The following is a 19,633-nucleotide window of genomic DNA, read 5'->3' as shown; positions in this document are numbered from 1 at the left end:
AGGAGGCGTACTCGTTCATGTTATTGACCTGGTTGGCCACGCCCCGGCGACTGGCCCAGTTGTTCGCGCCGTCGAGCTGCCAGGTGTCCTCCGGCTCCCGCTGGCGGGCGAAGCGCACCAGGCGATAGATGGAGTCATAGGTGTAGTCCTCGCGGAGGTTGTTGTCGTGTTGCCTAATCTCGAAGAGCTTGTTGTTGGCCCGGTCGTAACTGTAGGCGAAGCTGGCCACCAGGCTATTATCCTGCCGCAGATGCCGGTGGAGCACCATCCGCTTGAGCCCATCGTAGCCAATCTGTTCCTGGCGCGCATCATCCAGATACGTCAGCCGCACCCCGTTCGCATAAGTGCGCTCGAGCACTCGCCCAGAGCCGATGTAATCGTAATCTACAACTGGTCCGTTGCCCCTGGTCCGTAGTCCGTGGTCGCTGATGCGGTCGATGCGGTCAAGCTTGTCAAAGGTGATTTTCAGTTCGCGGCCGTTGGGGTAGACGAGGCCGATGCGGTTGTTGTCGCCGGACCAGCGAGAAGAAACTGCGTGGCCATTTTGCACTTCTTCGAGCAGGCGGCTCAGGGAGTCATAAACGTAAGTGACGGTGGCGTCGTCATCGACGTCGTCAGGCTCGTTATTGTCGAACGAGCGGGTTATGCGCGAGAGCCCGTCGTACTCGAACTCTTGCAGCGTCGTGCCAATGACCTGCCAGGTGACGTTCGGGTCTTTAAAGCCGCCCGCCGGATGCGGCGTGGCGGAAGTCGCCCGCTCAATGTCCTTGCGCACAAGGCGGTTGATCCCGTCGTACGTGTTGCGAATGAGTGAGCCGTTTTCGTCAATCATGCGCACGAGATTATCGTCGGCATCGTAGGTGTAGTCGTTGATCGTGCCATCGTCGAAGATCTCTTGCTTGAGACGATTGAGGTCATCGTAGACATAGCGGGTGACATTGCCCTTAGGGTTGACCCGCTCAATGACGCCGATTGAAGTGTTCTGGTCGCCGGGCAGGCTGCCATCGTCGGCCATAGCGACCAGGCGACTGTTCAAGTCCCAATCGTAATCAATCACGATCAGCCCGTCGGGATTGGCCGGGTTGCTGGTGTCAATCGGGTTCTTCCCTTGACCGTCCACACGCAGGTGGCGCACTTCGGCGATCTTGCGGTTGATGCCGTCGTAGAAGTACTCCATCGTGTTGCCAGGCTTATTGATACGTGTCACTCCCCGCGAATCTTGACCGACCGCCGGGAAGAGCCCCAACGGGTCAGCGATCAAATCAGCGTCCTCTTTGGAGTGCTGAGCGTCGGCGGTGAAGATGAGGTTATCCCGGCTATCGTAGTGGTAGCGCGTCGTTTGCCCGATGTTGTCCGTCGTGCGGATCAGGCGATTGAGCGAGTCGTAAACGTTGAGCGTGGTGAAGGTTTCGCGTAAGTCGGGCACTTTGCCCGCGGCGACATCGTCTCGCTGGGTGATCTCAATCTCGACGATCTTCGTCCTGTTGTTGTCGTCGTCGTAGGTATAGCGCACTTCGTTTCCTTCTGGATCGATCTCGCGGATCACGCGGTCCACGCCATCATAGAGCGTCCGGAAAGTGCTCAGGTCATCCTCGATCAGGAAGGTGCGGCGGCTCTTGCGGTCGTATTCGTACCGAGTCGTCACCCAACCATCGTTGCTTTGGCCAAGCGGCCCATCTTGGAGCACCGGTGCCCGCACATAGGTCACTCCGCTGTAGACAAACAGCCGGTCGTTGCGCTCGAACATCCGGCTCAGCTCATCGTACTTGTACTCGACCTGACTGAGGAGCGGCTGGCGGAAACTTTGCAATGTCAGCGGCTGGGCGAACGTGGCGGCGGCATTGCTCGTCGGGCTCTTGCCGCCCACCGGCCCGAAGTTGGACACGCGCACGACGTTGCCAGCGGGATCATATTGCGTGAAGCTCTGGTTGCCCACGGCGTCGATGACGCTCACCTGCCGGTCGAAGCCATCATAGAGGTACGTCGTCACTTCTGGCTGACCGTCGCCATTGTTATCAGCGCCGTCAATGAGCTGAATCAAGTTGCGGTTCAGATCATAGGCGCGGGTAAAGGTGGAGATGTCAGGGCTATTCGGTATGCGGTTCCGCTCCGGGATGTCGGCGTGCGCCTCCAAACTTCGGAACTGATTCGTCACCCCACCTCTCGTTGACGTGAACAGCAAATCCCGCTCATCGTAGACGTACGAGACCACGTTGCTTGGTTGGTCGCCGGCTACGGCGACGGGGCTGATCTCCAGCACGCGATTTTCGTTCCGGTCGTACCGATAGCGGGTGACCAGAATCTCGCGCGGGTTCTCGCTCACTTCCTCCATCCTCTCGATCTCGTTATCCAAGATGTCGTAAGCCATCGTGTACTCGACGAACTGCCCGGCGAGCGATTCGTTGTTGGAATCCCGATTTTCGATCTCGCGGCGAATGACATTGTTGTTAAAGTCGTAGAATATGTTCGTGCGATAGCCGAACGCCACCATTCTCCGACTGCACTCAACGAGTGTGGCATCGCCACAGCCAGCCCAGTTCGGCTCTTCCGCATTGCGCCGCGCCTCCGAAACATCAGCGGCGCGGATGATTTGAACGACCTGGTTCAGTTGATTGACTACATACCGCGTCAAGATTCCGCGACCATCCAGCTCGCCGATCACGTTCCCCACACGATCATAAAAATACTGCCGCTGAATTTCAGACGGCTTGGGGTTAGTGCCCGAATTCCGCTCCGGCGAACTCACGGCGTCGCGCATCTCCTCCTTCAAATACCCAAACGGCTCGCTGCTCACGCCTGGCGTCAGATCCTTGCCATCGCCATCGGGATCGTTCTCGGGGTAATAGTTGTAAACCGTGACGTTGCCTTCGGGATCGCGCTGGCGGATCAACTGCCCAAAGCGGTTATATGTGTAGGTCTCCTCGATGGATTGTTGCGTGTCCCGCTCGATCCGCGCCATGTTGGAATCAGGCAGCAGATTAGCTGTCGGACGAATCACCTTCACCACGTTGCCCGCAATCTGATCCGTCCGCCCATCACCGTTCACATCCCCCAGCCCCATGGGAATATCCTGCAACCGTCGCCGCACCTCACTCTCGCTTACTCCGAGTTCGCGAGCGAGCGCGGCGAAGTTCGTCCCTTCCTGATAATCGAAGATGTAAACAGTGGTGTATCGCTCAGGGCTGTTGGCTCCGCCATTCTGTGGGACATAAGTTGGATCATTCCCACGGGCTTCAGTCACGGTCCGCACCTGGTTGTAGATCGGCTCGTAGGTCATCGCCCGCGCGATGAACTCCTGGTCTCCACCACGCTTGCTATCGGGCCGTCGGACTTCCCTCAGCAGGTTGCCTTGCTGGAAGCGATCCGCATTCCGATCATCATAGACGTATTCCACGCTGTTCCCTTCGGGATGGATCTGGCGAAGCAACTCTCCATCCCGGTTATACTCATAGCGCGTCTCGAAGAAATCGGGATCGCTTGGTCTGACGTCACGGTTGGTGAATTCCCGGATGCGCACGATGTTGCCCAGTTGATTGAATTGATACTCGGTTCGGTTGCCGTTGCGGTCAGTGACGGTGGTCTGGCTGACCGGCGAGGTGAAATCGCCTGGCGGCACCATGCCCAAGAAGCGATACTCATAGCGGATCGTGCCTCCGGCGGGCATGCGCATATCAGAGCGAAATTGAATTCCTCCGCCGACGAATTGAGCGGGCCGATTGGTGCCTCCGAGGGTTTGGCGCAGCACCCGATCCACCGTGAGCGACGCGGGGGTGGTGTCATATTCGATCCGAATTCGAGGCTCACCCCCAGAAGCCACCTCGTTGGGTGCGGTGATCGTAAGCAGGTTGTGATTGAGCCGTTCATCGGCAAATCCCGACGAGTAGGTGTAGCGGGTCGTCTTGCCTTGCGGGAAGTCGTTTCGGGTGGGCGTGCCGGTGACGGCAGGCGAAGTCACCGCCACCAGATCGCCGTTGCCATCATACTCAAACCGAATCGAGCGACCCATGAAATCCTGCACTTCGCTGAGCCGCCCCTGGTCGTTGTAACGATACTCAATCGGCCTCCCCAGGGTATCAATGACTCGGATGAGTTGGTTCTGCTCGTTGTAGATGAACCGCATGGTGTTGCCGTTGCGATCCACCACCTGTGTCATCCGGGCGATGCCCTGGCGATCAGCCTGACTGTAGAAGATCTTCGTCCCATTGGGCTCCCGCTCCATGAAGCTGCCATCGGGATTTCTGATCAAGGAGATATAAAATCCCCGAGGGGCCGCATAGCTCCCGTCGGGATTTCGCGCATACAGGTCGGCGCGGGCGAAGCCGTCCATCCTCACGACCTCTCCGCCGAGCATCACGACCAGCCGCCGATTGTAGTTGAACTCCCAGCTCTGCCCCTGTGGCCCGTTGAAGAGGATGCCGCTGCGATAGGATCGGGCGTGCTTCCAGTTGAAGCCGCGTCCAGGAATCTCCAGGTCCACTTCGTGGAGGACGAACTCCCCGTTATGCAGATAGACGGTTTTGCCGCCAGTATCTTGATCAATTCCTGGATATGAGCCAATGGTCGCGCATTTGGCGCATTCGCCTGCAGTGAAACTCATGCGCGATCCGTCGGTGCAGCCACAGGGAGGTTTTTGAACCGGATCAATGAAATTGGTGAACCGCAGCACGCCATTATCCACGGGTGGTTGCCCTCCTACCGTGAACGGAACGGGGCAATCGAGAGGGAACACGCCGGTAGAGAGTCTGAGACTCACAATCACACGAACATTGTAATTACCGGGACGGGCTCCTGATGTGCTGATGCGGACCATGAGTCCAGACCACCCAAGGACGATGATTCCAGAATTGCTGGGGAATTCCGGCGCTTGCTGTAACTCCACGCCGAGAAAGGACTCCGGCGGGAGGGTCGGCGGGCGGGTGACCGAAACGGAAAGCTGAACCTCCGGCTGTCCGACGGGCGCACTCGACGGCTGAAATCTCGGATTCCAATCCTGACAGGGATCGCGTTGCGATCCGTTCCCTGATGCGAGCCACAATGTGGTGGCGAGACCGCAGAGAAGGATCGCGAGGCCGGACCCAGTAACTGAGAAAAGGATCGTGGCTCGAAGCCGGGACCACCTGTCCAAAGGGTGGCTAAGATGATCCCCATCAACAGCCCCAAGCGCATGAATTTGCTCATCATTTTTTTCTTTGAATATCCGGACCACCCAATGGCAGAGATTTCTAAGGCACACCATAGCTCAGCTCCAAATAAAGCAGTGTATTACACAAAAGCCGAATTCGGCGAAACTGATACCCGCTGAAGCAAGCAGGGAAACACGACCAAGGCCCCCAAGGAGTGGAATCTTATGGCTTCTCAAGACATTCACCCTCACCGATAAATGAAAGGCTTGTACCCCCAGCGTTAAGTAAGTGCGAGGAATCTTAAGACAGGTCATAGCCTGGTCTCCAATCCTTCGTTCGCAAGAGTCTTTGTATAATCGTGATCTAACCTAAACGCTTGGAGGGGCTGGAGCCGGGTAACAGATAGCGGAGCTTCTTAAAACGGCTCATACTCCACCTCCATTTACCTGAATAGCCGCTCAATTGGCGGAGGTCCGAGACATCTCAGGTTGTCCAGATCGTGAGACCCGTCTCACTCTGCCGCTTCAAATAATCATTTGACCTTTAGGGGATCAACCTGACTTTCCGCTGGAGCCTGGCGCTCGCACAGTCCCCTTGCAAAGGGTCAGTCAACAGGAGCAATCTCGATCGGTTCTTCCACTCACCTTGCAATCCTAACCTCCCTCTTGCCGCGATATTATATAGAGCAAAACCACATGCCAAGGTGAAACTTTCCTGAGCAGCCCCGACGAATGATTCGCCCAGACAGATTGGTCTGAGGCGACGGCCGTCAGGCCGTTGTCCGTGGCGAGACACTCAATGTGCCCACCGTCAGTAGGGGCCGTCGGGATTGAGTTTCGGCATTCATGCGGGTCTGGGCTGGGACCAACAGTCGGTCAAACCGGAGCCAGTCAGGCATGCGCAAGTGAAAGAGCGGTCAACCGGAGGGGGTCAGACATGCGTAGTACGCATCTCCTCATCCAGGATGCGGTTCACCGAGTTCCCCAACGCCTCATCAGCCTCCATTCGCTGCTGCGTCCATTCATACCCTCGCCCCACAGTCGTCAGGTTAACCCCGATCGCTGAGCGACCCTGGTCCCCGCCAAGTCGCTTCGCTCACCACCCAGATAGATGAAGAGCCCCTTCGCAGCAGGGTGAGACTCTTCTCGACCCCGACCCCCAATCCCTTTGAGCTTCATCCCCGACACCACTTCCACCCGCTTCATCCCTTACTCTCCCTACTATCCTGTCTGTATCTGAAACCCTACCGCCTCCACCGGCTCTAGCCAGAATGGGCCGTTTGAAATCCTCCACCTCGAACTGGAACTCGCCCGCTGAGGCTTCCGGCGTAATTCAAAGAAGGGTCACTAGCTTTACTGTAGATGCTCGATCATCTTCGGTTCTATGCCCGACTGTGAAGACCCGAGCACAGGCGCCAACGTCAGACGGTTTGCCCGAATCTCCGCCGATTGAAATGGGCCGGTCCAAGCCGCAGCCATTGAAAGGGCCAGGACACACTTCGCCGCGCTGTTAGCCACTCTGGTTAGTTTCTCCTATACCGCTCCAAGGAGTACGCAGTGGCCTGTGAACTCCGGTTCCTCAGCACGATCCTGCTGCAATTATATTGAGTTCAACCCTTCGTGCCATTGATCGAGATCAAGGCCGTTCTTGATATAGGTCAAGACAGTGAGAGTCAGAAATCAGCAGTCGGAAAGCGGAAGGCGGGGAGGAGCATATTCCCTCCCGCTTATCCGTGATTAGAACTCAAGCCGATGCCAAAGACGTTGAGGATCAAAGACAATCAGCCACCCTTTCTGTCGGCGAATGATACCTTCCCTGCTCTATCTTCTTCTGAATTCGGCTCAAGTGTCCCAATGTGACGGCGATCACTTCGACCAGCTCCCACTGTTTGAGCGAAAGGTGCAGGGGAATGGGCTTCTGCTCCTTGACTCCTTCCATTGAGGAAATCCACTCCCAAAGGAACTGCTCCAAACGCTCTCGCTTGAAAGCAGTTCCAGTGTGGCGTGGTTCAGAGCTTGCTCATACGCTTCCCGGCTGACCATTTGAATGAGAAGACGCAAGAAGTCATCTGTCTGTTCGACCCGATGGAGGAATTCCTCAGCCACCCTCCGGCGTACGCGACAGCGGGTGATCGTCACAGCCGTTGCCGGAGCCGGACGCTGTATGAGAGAGGCAGTAGCGCCGACAAGCCCGCTGGGACCGTACATCCCCATGATCAGCTACCGACCATCATCGTGCACGACGAACCGGCAGCACGCCTTCGATAGCGAGATAATCATGCACGCTTCATTACTCCCCTTTGCCAGTCTCATCTCTTACCAGAATCAGTTTCGGCAGCTTAATTCGTCAGGGGAATGGTGCCGGAGGTCGGAGTCGAACCGACACGGAAAGCTCAGTTTCCACCAGATTTTGAGTCTGGCGCGTCTGCCAATTCCGCCACTCCGGCGTCTGTGCAAAATGCGGCCTTATTGTAGTTTCCCGCTTCCGTGGCCGTCAAGCAGTCTACCGGCAGTAAGTGCGTACGTCCCACACGCGCGAACGCTCAGCAAATATCGAATGAAAAAGCATAAAGGGAATTCGTCTCGTCCGCCCCATCACCGGAACAGGCGTTTTAATGCCTGCTTCAGAATCCATTCGGTGGAGTGATCAGTTTCGCTCTCCAGAGCGGCCGTCACAGCTCGCTCGGCGAGAGGCCGGGGATAGCCTAGGTTCATGAGCGCTGAGATGACATCCCGCTTGACCTCTTCGTCGGCGGCTTCAGCGGCGCTCATCTGCCGATAAGCCGCTTCGGCTTCGTCGCTCGACAGGGCGACGAGTTTATCGCGCAATTCAACGATGAGCCGTTCCGCCGTTTTCTTCCCCACTCCGGGGATAGCCATCAGACGCGCAACATCGTTAGTTCGGATGGCGGGAATGAGCTGGTCAACGCTCAAACCCGATAGGATCGTAATGGCCAGCTTGGGCCCCACCCCGGAGACAGAGATCAGCCGCAGGAATAAATCCCTTTCTCTCGCCGTGTGGAATCCGTAGAGCTGGAGCGCGTCCTCGCGGACATAAGTATAGGTCAGAAGCGAAACGGTTGATCCCACCTCGCCAATCTCATAGTACGTCGAAAGCGGGATTATCACCTCGTAGCCGACGCCCTGAACGTCAATGACAACGGCTGTGGGATGTTTCTGGAGAAGCTTTCCCGTCAATTGCGCGATCATTCCCTTCTCCACCCCGATGACGCCGGTTCGGCGCACACGTTCTCACTACCGGCCTGCCGATTTTCATCCCTTCCTCGCGCTTTCAAATGCCGCATGACTCCACTGACTGTCAAGAGGGAAGCTCCGCTTTTTGAACTTTCCACAGTATGACTTGGACGCATCTTCACGAACACCGCCTCCAGGATCCGCGTCTCATGAGGCAGCAACTATAGAAGCCCTCACCTCCAGAGTCAAATCACGACAGGCCCGCGGCTTACTCTGCTGCTATATCTATGTGGGGGGACCACTGCAGCCCTTGACCGAAGGCATAGTCATCAATGACCAACTCCGAAGGTCAGGTCAAGGGGATTCTGCTCGATGTCTCATCCGTCTATAGTTCAAGGCAACAGATGCCCCCCAACGAGCAGGCATGATGATTGCCATGATGGCCCGCCGAAAACTCGGGACCAGATCGCCAGGCAGGAGGAGCGTATCTGTAAGATGATCCGTCGCCAAAGTCGCCTTCCCCTCAGCGACTCCGACGGAGGAATGGCCCACGGGGGGCGGCCAGAGTGAAAGGACGTGTGCGGAAATTTCTTCCTTGACAGATACAGAGAGAGGGAGTAAAATGCGGTCCGCCAAAGGAGGCCTAGGCTTATGGGAAAGCGAGCTTACCCCATCGGGTCAGTCTTCTTTTGGCTTGCCCTCTTGACCGCACCGCCTGAGATAGTGAGGGGAGGAAGAGTTGTCACTGCCCGCCCTTCGCACTTCGCGGCCACTTGCTCAGGAGGGTAGGGATTGTGTCAGGAGTGCTTCGATTACGCTATCAAATGTTGCAATACCAGGGGAGAGTGTGTCTTGTGCACCGACGCAGTCACCTGGCCCGGGAATTTTCTCATTTATCTGACTACGTACGACTGTTTCACACCACCCGAGCAAGGACAATCTGGCAACTGTCCGGTGCAGCTTTGCAACTGGTGGGTGCCTTGCGGTATTGAGTAACCACCACCGGCATGATCCGTAATGTGATGCTGGAGACCGCCTTTGATGAGAATTAACATCAAGAGGAGGGACTGCCTATGAAGAGATTGTCAGTTATGATCCTCAGCAGCGTGCTTCTTATAGCGACGTCAATCAGGGGACAACCACCGACCTGCAAGGTGAGAGAGACTGCTTCCATCCGTATGTCTCTCCCTCTGGACATATCTCCGACTGCGGGTCTTAGCCTGGTGAAGATAGCCGTTGATGAGGTCGGGAATATTTACGCGAGCTTCTCCGTCCGAGATGGTACAAGAGGCGAGCGCGCCTATTTGCTCAAATCTGACCCCATGGGGCGGATCCTTTGGCTGTTGCCGCTGGAGAGTCCCTTTGGTGAAAATACCAAGGCGGCGCATGTATCATCGCTCCACTATCACTCCGGGAGAATCTACCTGTCGGCGCTCTGGTACGGGCTGCAGTGGCGGAATCAGATTCTGGTCTTTGACACGTTGGGGAAATTAGAGCATGTTTTTACCCCCGATGGATTCTACGCCTATCACATTCTCTCCTGCTCAGATGACACGATTTATGCGGCAGGCACTCGAGGTGGGACGGACTTCATGATCTTCAAGATCTCACGGTCGGGGGAGATCACCCCATTCGTAACGGATGTCGAAGGGGCCTTATTTGGGCGGATCTCACCTACGCATCCGCAGATCGCAATGGACGGAAAAGGCCGCATTCTTTCTCTTCTTCCTGATGGAGCGCTCCGGATTTTCGATCACAAGGGATCCCCCATCCGCACACTCTCCGGTGACCAGAGGTTTGATGACATCATCGGCTGGAAGGACGGAATGATCCTGGCGCGCCGAGTTGACGTTCACACCCAGCAGCGATCCCTTGCCATCTTCAACGAACGCGGAGAACACTTATGCGGTGTGGAGGTAATGGGCCGCCTTTCCCCTATGGTAAGGGGTCCAGATGGGTACTTCTACGGGTACGGAGTCATAGGTGTCAGGCCGGGGTCGCCGCAGCGCGAGCTTCTCATTGCGAAATTCAAAATAGATCAGCCAAGCAACTGACCGCGTGGAGTTTCGTATCCTCCTCGGGAGATCGTCCTGCGGCGGTAAACAAACGATGATAGTCTCGAGCAGGTTTTTCCGAGAAGAAGCGGTGGTGTCGAGAAGCACCCTCCCTCGACCTTTTTCGCGGTAGTGTGGTTCAACTGCTCAGAAGGTGGGCCGCCCGCGTGCGCAGCCTCGCACTCTGACAGACGCTGAAACCTAGACTATCGGGCGAGAAATTTTCCGACACTACGGTTGCATCAGACCGCTTATGCCCTCTACCGAGCGGCCTAAGTCCTACGAGGCTTTGCCTGGGCGCGTCTCGACAACAAGCTGCCACGTTGCACTACTTCCGGGTGTTTCACGTCCGGCACCCCCTCTGAGGGCCTGCGTGCGCAGGTGAGACATTGACCTGGGGGCACGTCCGAGGAACGGAAATTGCTCTGAGGGGGGAGAAAAAAACGAGGCTCGTAGACCCTTTTTCTTTGTTCCCTCTTCGTCGTCAGTAGTTGTTGGCAAACCATTCGCGCGAAACATAACCGGAGAACCTGTTGAGCATTTTCCTACCAGTGGCTATACTTGGGGCGAACCTAAACAGTACGTTGGCGTGAATGAAAACGATGCCTGAGAAAGACCCTCGGTTGAGGACATCGGTCCGGGAGAACTACCAAACGCAAGTCCGCCGGGTGCTCCTCCAGGTCCTCGGTCTCAACCTGACGGTCGTTGTAGGGAAGCTTGTAATCGGGTGGAAAGCGCGTTCGCTCAGTATCCTCAGCGATGCTGCCCACTCTTCCGTTGATTCGCTCAATAATATTGTCGGACTCATCATCATTCGGTATGCAACGGCAGCGCCCGACACGGGCCACCCCTACGGTCATCGGAAGATTGAATCCCTGGCAGCTTTTGCGCTCGGGGGATTGCTTTTGTTCACCTGTTTTGAAATCGCAGCGAGTGCGATCCGACGACTCTTTAATCCGGAGATGATCAGGGTTCAGGTTTCGCACCTCACACTTGTTGTCATGATCGCCACGATCGTCATCAATGTCATCGTCTACCTGTACGAACGCCAGCGAGGCCGACAGTTGGGGAGCAGTTTCCTTCTGGCAGACTCCCTCCATACCCGCACCGACATTCTCGTCAGCAGCTCACTGGTGGGAGGACTGTTTTTCATTCGCCTCGGGATGCCCACCCTCGATCCCTTGTTTGCCCTGGCGATCTCTGGATTGATCGCTTACGGTGGATGGCAAATCTTTACCGAGTCGGTGCCTGTTCTCGTTGACGCCTCCATGGTGCGTCCGGAAATCATCGAAGAGATCGTGCGCCAGGTGCCCGGCGTCAGTAGCGTTCACGATATTCGCTCCCGGAGCGACGGGGAGAAGCTCTTCATTGAACTTCGCGTTTTAGTTGACCATTATGACCTCCGTCGCGCCCACCAGGTGACCGAAGAGATCGAGCACCGCCTGATGGATAAGCTGGGGCACTGCCAGATTACTATTCACGTCGAACCAGTTTGAGGGGACGTCCTGATCTGTAAAATACATCACCCCGGATGAACACGATCTGGCCTCAGTCGGCACCTATAACCACGCCCTCCAAGCCTGATCCGCTTCCTCAAGCGACGCACTCCGCGATCTGCTCCCATGCCGGATCGTGCCAGAGGAGCCATTTGACAGCTCATGAGAAGCTGTGCTACTTTGGCGCCCTTCGGAATGCGCAGGCGGCACTGGCTTCGTGACCTCATTGAGTACATCCCCGCACTGATGGTGGTGAAATTTTTAGGCCTTTTGCCGCGGCGGTGGGCCCTGCGGCTGGGAGAAGGCATTGGCTTGCTCGTCTATGTCGGCTGGCGACGTCTGCGGCGTGTGGGAGAAAGAAATCTCGAACTCGTCTTCCCCCATCTCCATCGTGCTGAGCGCCGGGACTTACTCCGGCGCGTCTTTCGAATGCTTGGCCGGCATCTTGCCGAGTTCAGTCAGTTCCCCAAGTTGCACCGCGAGAATATCGCCGAGGTCGTTCAGTACGCGGGACTGGAGCATTATGAGCAGGCGATCCGTCAGGGGCGTGGCGTGTTAATCCTTACGGCGCATTTCGGGGCATGGGAACTGAGTCCGTTCGCTCATGCCCTCTACGGCCATCCGTTAAATTTCCTCGTGCGACGACTGGACAATCCTCTGCTGGACCGATTGATCGAGCGCTACCGCACGCTCAGCGGCAATCACCCAATTGATAAGAAGGATGCCGCGCGGCAAGTTCTGGCAGCTCTGCGTCGCGGTGAAGCTGTAGGCGTCCTCATGGATTTAAACACTCAGCCTCAGGAGGGCGTCTTTTGTAAGTTCCTCGGCATCACCTGCTGCACCTCCCCGATACTCACTCGTTTCGCCCTGAGGACCGGCGCTCCGATCATTCCGGGATTTCTCATCTGGGACGAGCGGACGCGACGGCATACTCTTCGCTTTGATCCGCCGGTTGATCTCGTGCGCACCGGTGACCACGCACAGGATCTCGTAGTGAACACCGAACGGCTCAACGAGGTGATCGAATCCTTCGTGCGTCAGTATCCCGATCACTGGGTTTGGGTCCACAAACGGTGGGCGACGCGCCCACCGGGCGAACCCGACCTCTACGGCTGAAGCGTGAGGCGAGGGCTCCGTTGAGGACCTTTCGCGCGACGTCCGCGGGTCTCACTTCTTTTGAAGCATTTTCTCGCGGATCGCTTTGAATTCGGTCCCCGGGTTCCACTCGGGCCAGCGGTCGCCAGTAGCCACCAGGTATCCCACCTTCACGAGCAATCGCAAATCCTCGACCGCCCCGCTCAGGTCCCACGCCGGATCGAATTCATCCTGGGGTTTGTGATAGCGCTCCGCCGTGTATCGCTGGCGCATGGTCAGCCCCCACCCTTCGGGCTTGCCCACATAGTCAATTCCCGAATCGGTGAAGAGCGCGGGCACGCCCTGTTTGGCGAAACTGAAGTGATCGGACCGATAGAAGAATCCTTTCTCCGGTTCCGGATCGGGGCGAATTGTCCGTCCCTGCTCGGCGGCTACAGTTTTTACCAGATCATCGAGCGTCGAGTTCCCCAACCCGATGATCGTGATGTCTCGTGTGCGACCGTCAACGTTCAATCCATCCATATTGATGACGGCCAGCGTTTTCTCCAGCGGATAAAGCGGATTCCGGGCGTAATAGGCCGAACCGAGCAGCCCCTTCTCTTCCGCTGTCACAGCGAGAAACAGAATGGATCGCTTCGGGGCCGGGCGCAGGCGACTGTAGACTTTGGCGATCTCCAGCAATCCCGCTGTCCCCGACGCGTTATCCAGCGCCCCGTTATATATGCGATCTCCCTTCACCTCGGGGCCTATCCCCAGATGATCCCAGTGCGCCGTGTAAACGACGTATTCGTTCTTATGTTTGGGATCGCTACCGTCCAATCGCGCGATGACGTTGGTGGAATCAATCGTCCGCAGTGTCTTCCTCAGCGTGAGCGAGGCTGTCACGCCGAGAGGCACCGGGCGGAACTGGCGGCTGACGGCGGCCTTCTTGAGCGCCTCCAGGTCCCGGCCAGCCATCTGAAAGAGTGCACGCGCCTGATCCCAGGTTATCCAACCTTCGACGGCGCACGCGGACATATTCTTATCGGGTGAAGCCAGATCAAACTGCTCCCCGCTCCAACTGCCTTTGACCACTTCCCAGGGATAGCCCGCCGGTCCCGTCTCGTGGATGATGAGGGCTCCGGCAGCCCCTCGCTCGGCTGCCGATTCGAACTTGTAGGTCCACCGCCCGTAGTACGTCATCGCTTTTCCACCGAACATTTTCTCGTCAAGCTTGGTTGGATCGGTCGGATCGGGGATGGGAGGATCGTTGATCAACACGACAAGCACCTTGCCGGCCACATCCACGTCTTTGAAATCGTTCCAGTCGAATTCCGGCGCAGTGATCCCGTAACCGACAAAGACCAGCTCCGAGTTGATACTTGAGGTTTCGGTGACGCGCCGGGTCCAGGCGACGAAGTCATCGCCAAAGCGCAAGGTCCTTTTTTGTCCGCCGACGCTGAAGACGAGTTCGGCAGATGGATCAACCTTACTGCCAACAAGCGGCACCTTCTGGAAATAGGTCCCGTCGGGATTACCCGGAGCGAGACCGAGTTTCTTGAACTCCTCGGCGAGATAATTGATCGTCAGTTCTTCTCCCCGCGTCCCCGGAGCGCGACCTTCAAATTCGTCCGAAGCAAGACGCCGGATGTGAGCGGCGAGACTCTCAACGGTGATGCTGTTGAGCGCCTCATCGAGTACAGCTTCCGTGGGCTGCTGCTGACATGAAACGAACGTCACCGCAAATAGTACAAGAGCGCTAAGGGTTCTCCGTCTCATCTTCCTGTTTCCTCCAAAAATCTCTTGCAAGCGCCCGCGTCTTGCGGGCTCGTTGACGGTTCGGTGTGAACACGTCATGGATGCCAAAGAGATGAAGTTCTGATTCGAGGTCAATCATGCAGAGGCCGCCTGCCGACTGAGCGCGTTGCCGTCGCCGGCTCGCTGCCGACCATCCCCACAACAGAAGGAGTGCTATCCGGATATGATCGTGCCCGATCCCTGACATGATAGGCCAGCAATGATAGCAAGCGATGGAGAAAAGTCCATAGATCGCTTCGGATCCCGACCGGGCGAGGCGGTGATCTGCTGTGTCATCCATAGGTCGCGTCAGGGATGGCCGAAGCCTCTGGCTGTTCACTGAATCCCCCCTGGTCGGGAAGCGACAGACTTGACTGGTTCGGGTGAAAGATACCGTCCCGCGGGAACCTGTGAAGGTATTGATTCCCTTCGGGGGGCTCGTGCGGCTCAATTCGATAAGGACGGCAGCTTATGGCCGGGACGTATCTTCACCCCCCTGATTCTCCCCTCGCCTTGCCGATGCCTGAAGTGTCGCTAGCGACTGGCCTGCGCGCTCAGGGCAAAGATCAGCTCTCTAGAAAAGCCCAACGGCCCATGAGCGAGCTTTTGGAGGTCATTGCGAACTCTTCCCTCAAGGGTGGGGAGGCCCTCTGGAAGGATTTTCAGAGGACCTTCCCGAAGAGGTGAGTGCCTGCCGTTAGGTTCTTGCGATCGCCTCCAGGAGAAACGCCATCAGCCTTAGCCATTGGGCATCGAATCTCTTTTATTGGCTCATAGTCAAGCCCGAGATTTTCCCGAACCGAAGCCGAGCCGGTTAGGTTGGCCTGTCGGTCTGGACAGGAAAGCCGTGACGATGTTATTCTGTGTGCCGCTGGGTCGCCACATGGTGCACCCGTAGCTCAGTTGGATAGAGCGTCGGACTACGAATCCGAAGGCCGCGTGTTCGAATCACGCCGGGTGCACCACTTCTTCTCTTTGCTGAAATGCTCCCGCCGAGCGATCTCCCCCTTCATGCACGGCAGCTACGCACGGAGGGACGGATCGGCCCTTTTGAGTCCGAAAGATGGGGAGTCTCTCCCACCCCGGCCTGCAAGAATATCGGACTTTTTCGCTTCAGGCAGGCCAATTGACGAGGCAACGGAGTTTCGCTAGGCTTCAGGCATGGTACGATTGACGGCTAAAGGATGGGTTTTGATCATCCTCATCCTCACAGGGGCAGCCCTGGTAGCTTTCTCTCATTACGCTGACCTCAGTTCGCTCCATCTCAGGGAGAGGGTAGGCAGGCTGACCGGAGGAAGGATAGGGACCAGGCTCCGCCAACCGTCAGATGCGGAAATAGAGGCAGCCATCCTGAAGGCCGTACTCAAGGATCCGACCCTGCGAAATCTTCCGCTGGAGTTCGTCGTCTCCGAGGGAGCTGTCACCGTCACGGGGATTGTTCCCACTACAGCAGAACAGGCGGCGGTGGAGAGGTTGGTGAAAAGTGTGGCAGGCGTCAGGACACTTAGCCTGCATCTTGCGATCTCGCAAACAGCCGCACCGAGTCGCTCCCCGGCACCGGCGAAGGAAGATCCGGATCTTCGACTCTCCAAGGAAGTGGAATTCGCCCTCTATCGCACGGATGCATTTGACATCAGGACCATCAAGGTCACCAGTCGGGAAGGCGTGGTACGACTCAGTGGCACGGTGCGAAATCTCGCGGAAAAGTTGCTGGCTGAGAGAATCGCTCGTGAGGTGGAGGGCGTCAGGGAGGTCGTCAACGATCTTGAGGTTGCGAGGTGACGATGCAATGAAAGAGCCTGACCCCACAACCGATACCGCCGAATCTCACGAGATCACCGAGTCGTCTCCCCTGAAGGAACGAGACGCCCTTCTCGATCGGCTAGCTCTGGAGATTCATCGGTCATCCGATGTGCGCACCGTCACGCGGGCGGCGACCGAGGCCCTCGCTCGCTTGCTGGACGCCGATCGCTGCCTGTTTTTCACAGTGCGAGAAGCCGAGGATATCATCGAACCGGTGCATGAGTTTCTTAAACCGGGTGTTCCCTCGGCTCTCCGGAGATATGCGCTGTCCGAATTCCGCGAACTGGTTCGGGTCGTCCGCGATCAGGGAGTTCTCGCCATCGCTGACGTGGAGAATGATCCCCTCACCCGCCCCTACTATTCCCGCGTGTATCAGCCCCTCGGGACACGATCCGCCCTCTATGCCGCGGTCGAACAAGACGGAGTGCTCAAGGCTATCACCTGCATCGGCATCGTGAACCGTCAGCGCTCCTGGAATCCCTCCGAGATTAATCTGGTCAGGACCGTTACCCATCACATCGGTATTGCCCTGCGGCAAGCCGAGCTGATCGAACACCTCCACCGCTCCGAAGAGCGATACCGCGAGATGTTCGAAAAAGCCGTCGTCGGAATGTATCAAAGCACGCCGGAGGGAAAAATCCTCGCCGCCAATCCCGCTCTCGTCAAAATGCTCGGATATGATTCTCTGGATGAGCTACTGCAGGTGGACATTGAGCGGACGCTCTATCTCGATCCCGCCGTGCGGCGAAGGAATATCGCTGAACTGCATCGAACGGGAAGATTGACCGGAGTTCAGTTCGCCCTCAAACGAAAAAATGGGACCGTTGTCATTGTCGAAGAACATGCCCGTGCGGTGACAGATCGCCGGGGAAAAGTTCTCTATTACGAAGGGACGCTGATTGACGTGACGGAGAAAAAAGCGCTGGAGCGACAGTTGGTTCAGGCCCAGCGATTGGAGAGCGTCGGGACACTGGCAGCGGGTGTCGCCCACCACTTCAACAACTTACTGACGGTGATTCTCGGATACGCCTCCCTGCTCCTTGGGGAAGCCAGTCCGGGCGATCCCCGATGGGAGGCTCTGATGCAGATCGAGCAGGCAGCTAAACGCGCGGCTGAGTTGACGACACAACTTCTCACCTTTAGTCGCCAGATTTCGACCCGCCCGGCGCGGATCAACCTCAATGTGATCGTCGAGAAAGTGGTGCGGTTTCTCCGCCCGACCTTTGATCCCACCATTACGATCCATCTGAAAAAAGCCGATGACCTTTGGCCAATCGTAGCCGATCCGGCTCAGATCGAGCAGGCGGTGGTCAACCTTTGCATCAACGCCCGCGACGCCATGCCGCTAGGAGGAACCCTCACGCTGGAGACGGAGAACAGGCTGATTGACGCGCACACGTTCCGTCCACTGCTTGGGGAAGCGCGTTCGGGCGAGTTCGTTGCCCTCAGCGTCAGCGACACCGGCGTGGGAATCGCCGAAGAGAACTTGCGACGTATTTTCGATCCCTTTTTCACCACCAAGGAGGTCGGTCGGGGAACGGGATTGGGTTTAGCGATTGTCTACGGCGTGGTGAGAAGCTTTGAAGGGCTCATTGACGTCGAGAGCAAACCGGGTGCCGGAACCCGCATCACGCTGCTTTTTCCCGCCGCTCCGATTGAATCCGGTACACCTGATAGTCCGATGCCTGATCCGGGCTCATCGTCGGCCAGGCGCACGCTCCTCATCGTAGACGATGAACCAGCCGTTGTGCGCGTTGCCCAAGCCATCCTTCACCGTTACGGTTTCCAGACCTTGACGGCATCGGACGCAGCCGAAGCTCTTGAGACGTACCAGCAGAGGGTGAGCGACATTGATATCGTCATCCTCGATCTGACCATGCCGAAGATGAGCGGAATTATGTGTTATCGGTGGCTGACGCGGATCAATCCTCAGGTGAAAGTCATCTTGAGCAGTGGCTATAACAGCGAAAACATTGATCAGGACATTCTGACGGCGCCAAACATCCGGTTTGTCCAAAAACCTTACGTCATCGAGGAACTCTTAAACGCCATCAACCAACTTCTCGAACCGGAAGCGGCTTCGGGGTGAGCTGTCTCGGCATGGATAATGGCCGGCTTCTCTACCGAGGGGCCGGCGGAACCCAGAGCATCAAGCTCCGTGAGTTCCCAGGCCTGTGGATCGCTCAACAGTTTCCGCACGGCCGTCGTATTCAAGGCATGGCCAGGACGCTCGGCCTCGATCCGACCGAGCAGAGGATGGCCAAGCAGCGCGAGATCACCGATGAGATCCAGCACCTTGTGACGGACGAATTCGTCGGCAAAGCGCAACCCTTCGGGATTGAGGATTCTCTCCCCATCAAGAACAATGGCATTTTCCAGTGACCCGCCACGGATGAGGCCCATCCGCCGAAGCCCCTCAACCTCCCGCAAAAAGCCAAAGGTGCGCGCCGGAGCGATCTCACGCGAATAGGTCGGCTCATCAAGCGTCACAGTGAGGGTTTGTCTCCCGATCAACGGATGAGGAAAATCAATCGTCCCCGACACGGAGAAAGTCGTGTGGGGACTGAGGGTCAGCCGCTTGTCCCCTTCTTCGACCGAAAGAACCTTGCGCACGCGGAGATAGTAACGGGGAGCATCGAGAATGACCTTCCCGGCGGCCTCGATCATCTCGACAAATGGAAGAGCGCTCCCGTCGAGGATCGGCACCTCGAGCGAATCAATCTCGATGAGTACATTATCTACGCCACACCCTGCTAGAGCCGAGAGCAAATGCTCGACCGTGCTGATCATGACTCCCCGGCGAACGAGCGTTGTCGCATAGCTCACATGCGCTACGTGCTCGGGCCGAGCGGGAATCTCGAACCGATCCAGATCAGTACGACAGAACACAATCCCGGTGTACGCCGGTGCCGGACAAAGCCGCAAGCGCACGCTGACGCCCGTATGCAATCCCACCCCCTTGACTTCGACCGGCCGCTTGATCGTTGTTTGCCTCGTGAGCATAGCAACAGATATGTTAGCAATTCCTGTGCCGCCGCCTGCGCGCGGAATGAGGCTCGGCGTGACCCCTTGGTTTTCAAACACTTTCGGGA

General features: G+C 57.1%; 11 protein-coding genes and 2 tRNA genes. 6 read left to right on the top strand and 7 right to left on the bottom strand.

Features of this window, described 5'->3' with window-relative positions; all coding sequences use genetic code 11:
• The 5 genes from VNM72_09390 to ruvA all read right to left on the bottom strand — a co-directional run.
• Nucleotides 1–4,678: DUF6531 domain-containing protein (locus VNM72_09390; protein ID HXF05615.1), on the bottom strand; the 4,678-nt coding region annotated here is incomplete at its 3' end.
• Between the two features lie 1,488 nt (nucleotides 4,679–6,166).
• Nucleotides 6,167–6,328 (bottom strand): hypothetical protein, encoded by a 162-nt coding sequence (locus VNM72_09385; protein HXF05614.1) that lies wholly within the window; start codon nucleotides 6,326–6,328, stop codon nucleotides 6,167–6,169.
• A 565-nt stretch (nucleotides 6,329–6,893) separates the two neighbouring features.
• Complete coding sequence (locus tag VNM72_09380; protein ID HXF05613.1) at nucleotides 6,894–7,061, bottom strand: hypothetical protein; 168 nt, start codon at nucleotides 7,059–7,061, stop codon at nucleotides 6,894–6,896.
• 417 nt (nucleotides 7,062–7,478) lie between these two features.
• Nucleotides 7,479–7,569 (bottom strand) — tRNA-Leu (locus VNM72_09375).
• 148 nt (nucleotides 7,570–7,717) lie between these two features.
• Nucleotides 7,718–8,332: a Holliday junction branch migration protein RuvA gene (gene ruvA, locus VNM72_09370; protein ID HXF05612.1), complete on the bottom strand. Its 615-nt coding sequence runs from the start codon at nucleotides 8,330–8,332 to the stop codon at nucleotides 7,718–7,720.
• Between the two features lie 1,058 nt (nucleotides 8,333–9,390).
• Here ruvA and VNM72_09365 point away from each other — a divergent pair.
• The 3 genes from VNM72_09365 to VNM72_09355 all read left to right on the top strand — a co-directional run bounded on the left by VNM72_09365 (nucleotide 9,391) and on the right by VNM72_09355 (nucleotide 12,983).
• On the top strand, nucleotides 9,391–10,371 hold the full coding sequence (locus tag VNM72_09365; protein ID HXF05611.1) for a hypothetical protein: 981 nt from the start codon (nucleotides 9,391–9,393) through the stop codon (nucleotides 10,369–10,371).
• 602 nt (nucleotides 10,372–10,973) lie between these two features.
• Nucleotides 10,974–11,867, top strand: coding sequence for a cation diffusion facilitator family transporter (locus VNM72_09360; GenBank protein HXF05610.1), 894 nt, complete (start codon nucleotides 10,974–10,976; stop codon nucleotides 11,865–11,867).
• Between the two features lie 195 nt (nucleotides 11,868–12,062).
• Nucleotides 12,063–12,983, top strand: coding sequence for a lysophospholipid acyltransferase family protein (locus VNM72_09355; protein HXF05609.1), 921 nt, complete (start codon nucleotides 12,063–12,065; stop codon nucleotides 12,981–12,983).
• A 51-nt stretch (nucleotides 12,984–13,034) separates the two neighbouring features.
• Here the strand turns inward: VNM72_09355 and VNM72_09350 are convergent, their stop codons facing one another.
• Nucleotides 13,035–14,720, bottom strand: coding sequence for a M28 family metallopeptidase (locus VNM72_09350; GenBank protein ID HXF05608.1), 1,686 nt, complete (start codon nucleotides 14,718–14,720; stop codon nucleotides 13,035–13,037).
• A gap of 906 nt (nucleotides 14,721–15,626) precedes the next feature.
• Between VNM72_09350 and VNM72_09345 the strand changes: the two genes are divergently transcribed.
• The 3 genes from VNM72_09345 (at nucleotide 15,627) to VNM72_09335 (ending at nucleotide 18,630) form a co-directional block, all read left to right on the top strand.
• Nucleotides 15,627–15,703, top strand: a tRNA-Arg gene (locus VNM72_09345).
• A gap of 196 nt (nucleotides 15,704–15,899) precedes the next feature.
• The gene (locus VNM72_09340) at nucleotides 15,900–16,520 is read left to right on the top strand and encodes a BON domain-containing protein (GenBank protein HXF05607.1); all 621 of its coding nucleotides are present in this window, start codon (nucleotides 15,900–15,902) and stop codon (nucleotides 16,518–16,520) included.
• 7 nt (nucleotides 16,521–16,527) lie between these two features.
• On the top strand, nucleotides 16,528–18,630 hold the full coding sequence (locus VNM72_09335; GenBank protein ID HXF05606.1) for a response regulator: 2,103 nt from the start codon (nucleotides 16,528–16,530) through the stop codon (nucleotides 18,628–18,630).
• On the opposite strand, the gene lpxC is transcribed toward VNM72_09335, so the two are convergent.
• Nucleotides 18,564–19,544: a UDP-3-O-acyl-N-acetylglucosamine deacetylase gene (lpxC, locus tag VNM72_09330; GenBank protein HXF05605.1), complete on the bottom strand. Its 981-nt coding sequence runs from the start codon at nucleotides 19,542–19,544 to the stop codon at nucleotides 18,564–18,566. The two genes, VNM72_09335 and lpxC, sit on opposite strands and share 67 nt — an antisense overlap.
• Nucleotides 19,545–19,633: the final 89 nt, after the last annotated feature.

The sequence above is a fragment of the Blastocatellia bacterium genome (assembly GCA_035573895.1).
GTDB lineage: Bacteria > Acidobacteriota > Blastocatellia > HR10 > HR10 > DATLZR01.
Note: the sequence above shows the minus strand (reverse complement) of the source record. Positions and strands in the feature narration are given on the sequence as shown.

Excerpts from the sequence above, each read along its gene's own strand:
- VNM72_09385 (HXF05614.1), bottom strand. The coding sequence starts at position 6,328 with ATGAAGCGGGTGGAAGTGGTGTCGGGGATGAAGCTCAAAGGGATTGGG.
- VNM72_09380 (HXF05613.1), bottom strand. The coding sequence starts at position 7,061 with ATGGAAGGAGTCAAGGAGCAGAAGCCCATTCCCCTGCACCTTTCGCTC.
- ruvA (HXF05612.1), bottom strand. The coding sequence starts at position 8,332 with ATGATCGCGCAATTGACGGGAAAGCTTCTCCAGAAACATCCCACAGCC.
- VNM72_09365 (HXF05611.1), top strand. The coding sequence starts at position 9,391 with ATGAAGAGATTGTCAGTTATGATCCTCAGCAGCGTGCTTCTTATAGCG.
- VNM72_09360 (HXF05610.1), top strand. The coding sequence starts at position 10,974 with ATGCCTGAGAAAGACCCTCGGTTGAGGACATCGGTCCGGGAGAACTAC.
- VNM72_09355 (HXF05609.1), top strand. The coding sequence starts at position 12,063 with ATGCGCAGGCGGCACTGGCTTCGTGACCTCATTGAGTACATCCCCGCA.
- VNM72_09350 (HXF05608.1), bottom strand. The coding sequence starts at position 14,720 with ATGAGACGGAGAACCCTTAGCGCTCTTGTACTATTTGCGGTGACGTTC.
- VNM72_09340 (HXF05607.1), top strand. The coding sequence starts at position 15,900 with ATGGTACGATTGACGGCTAAAGGATGGGTTTTGATCATCCTCATCCTC.
- VNM72_09335 (HXF05606.1), top strand. The coding sequence starts at position 16,528 with ATGAAAGAGCCTGACCCCACAACCGATACCGCCGAATCTCACGAGATC.
- lpxC (HXF05605.1), bottom strand. The coding sequence starts at position 19,544 with ATGCTCACGAGGCAAACAACGATCAAGCGGCCGGTCGAAGTCAAGGGG.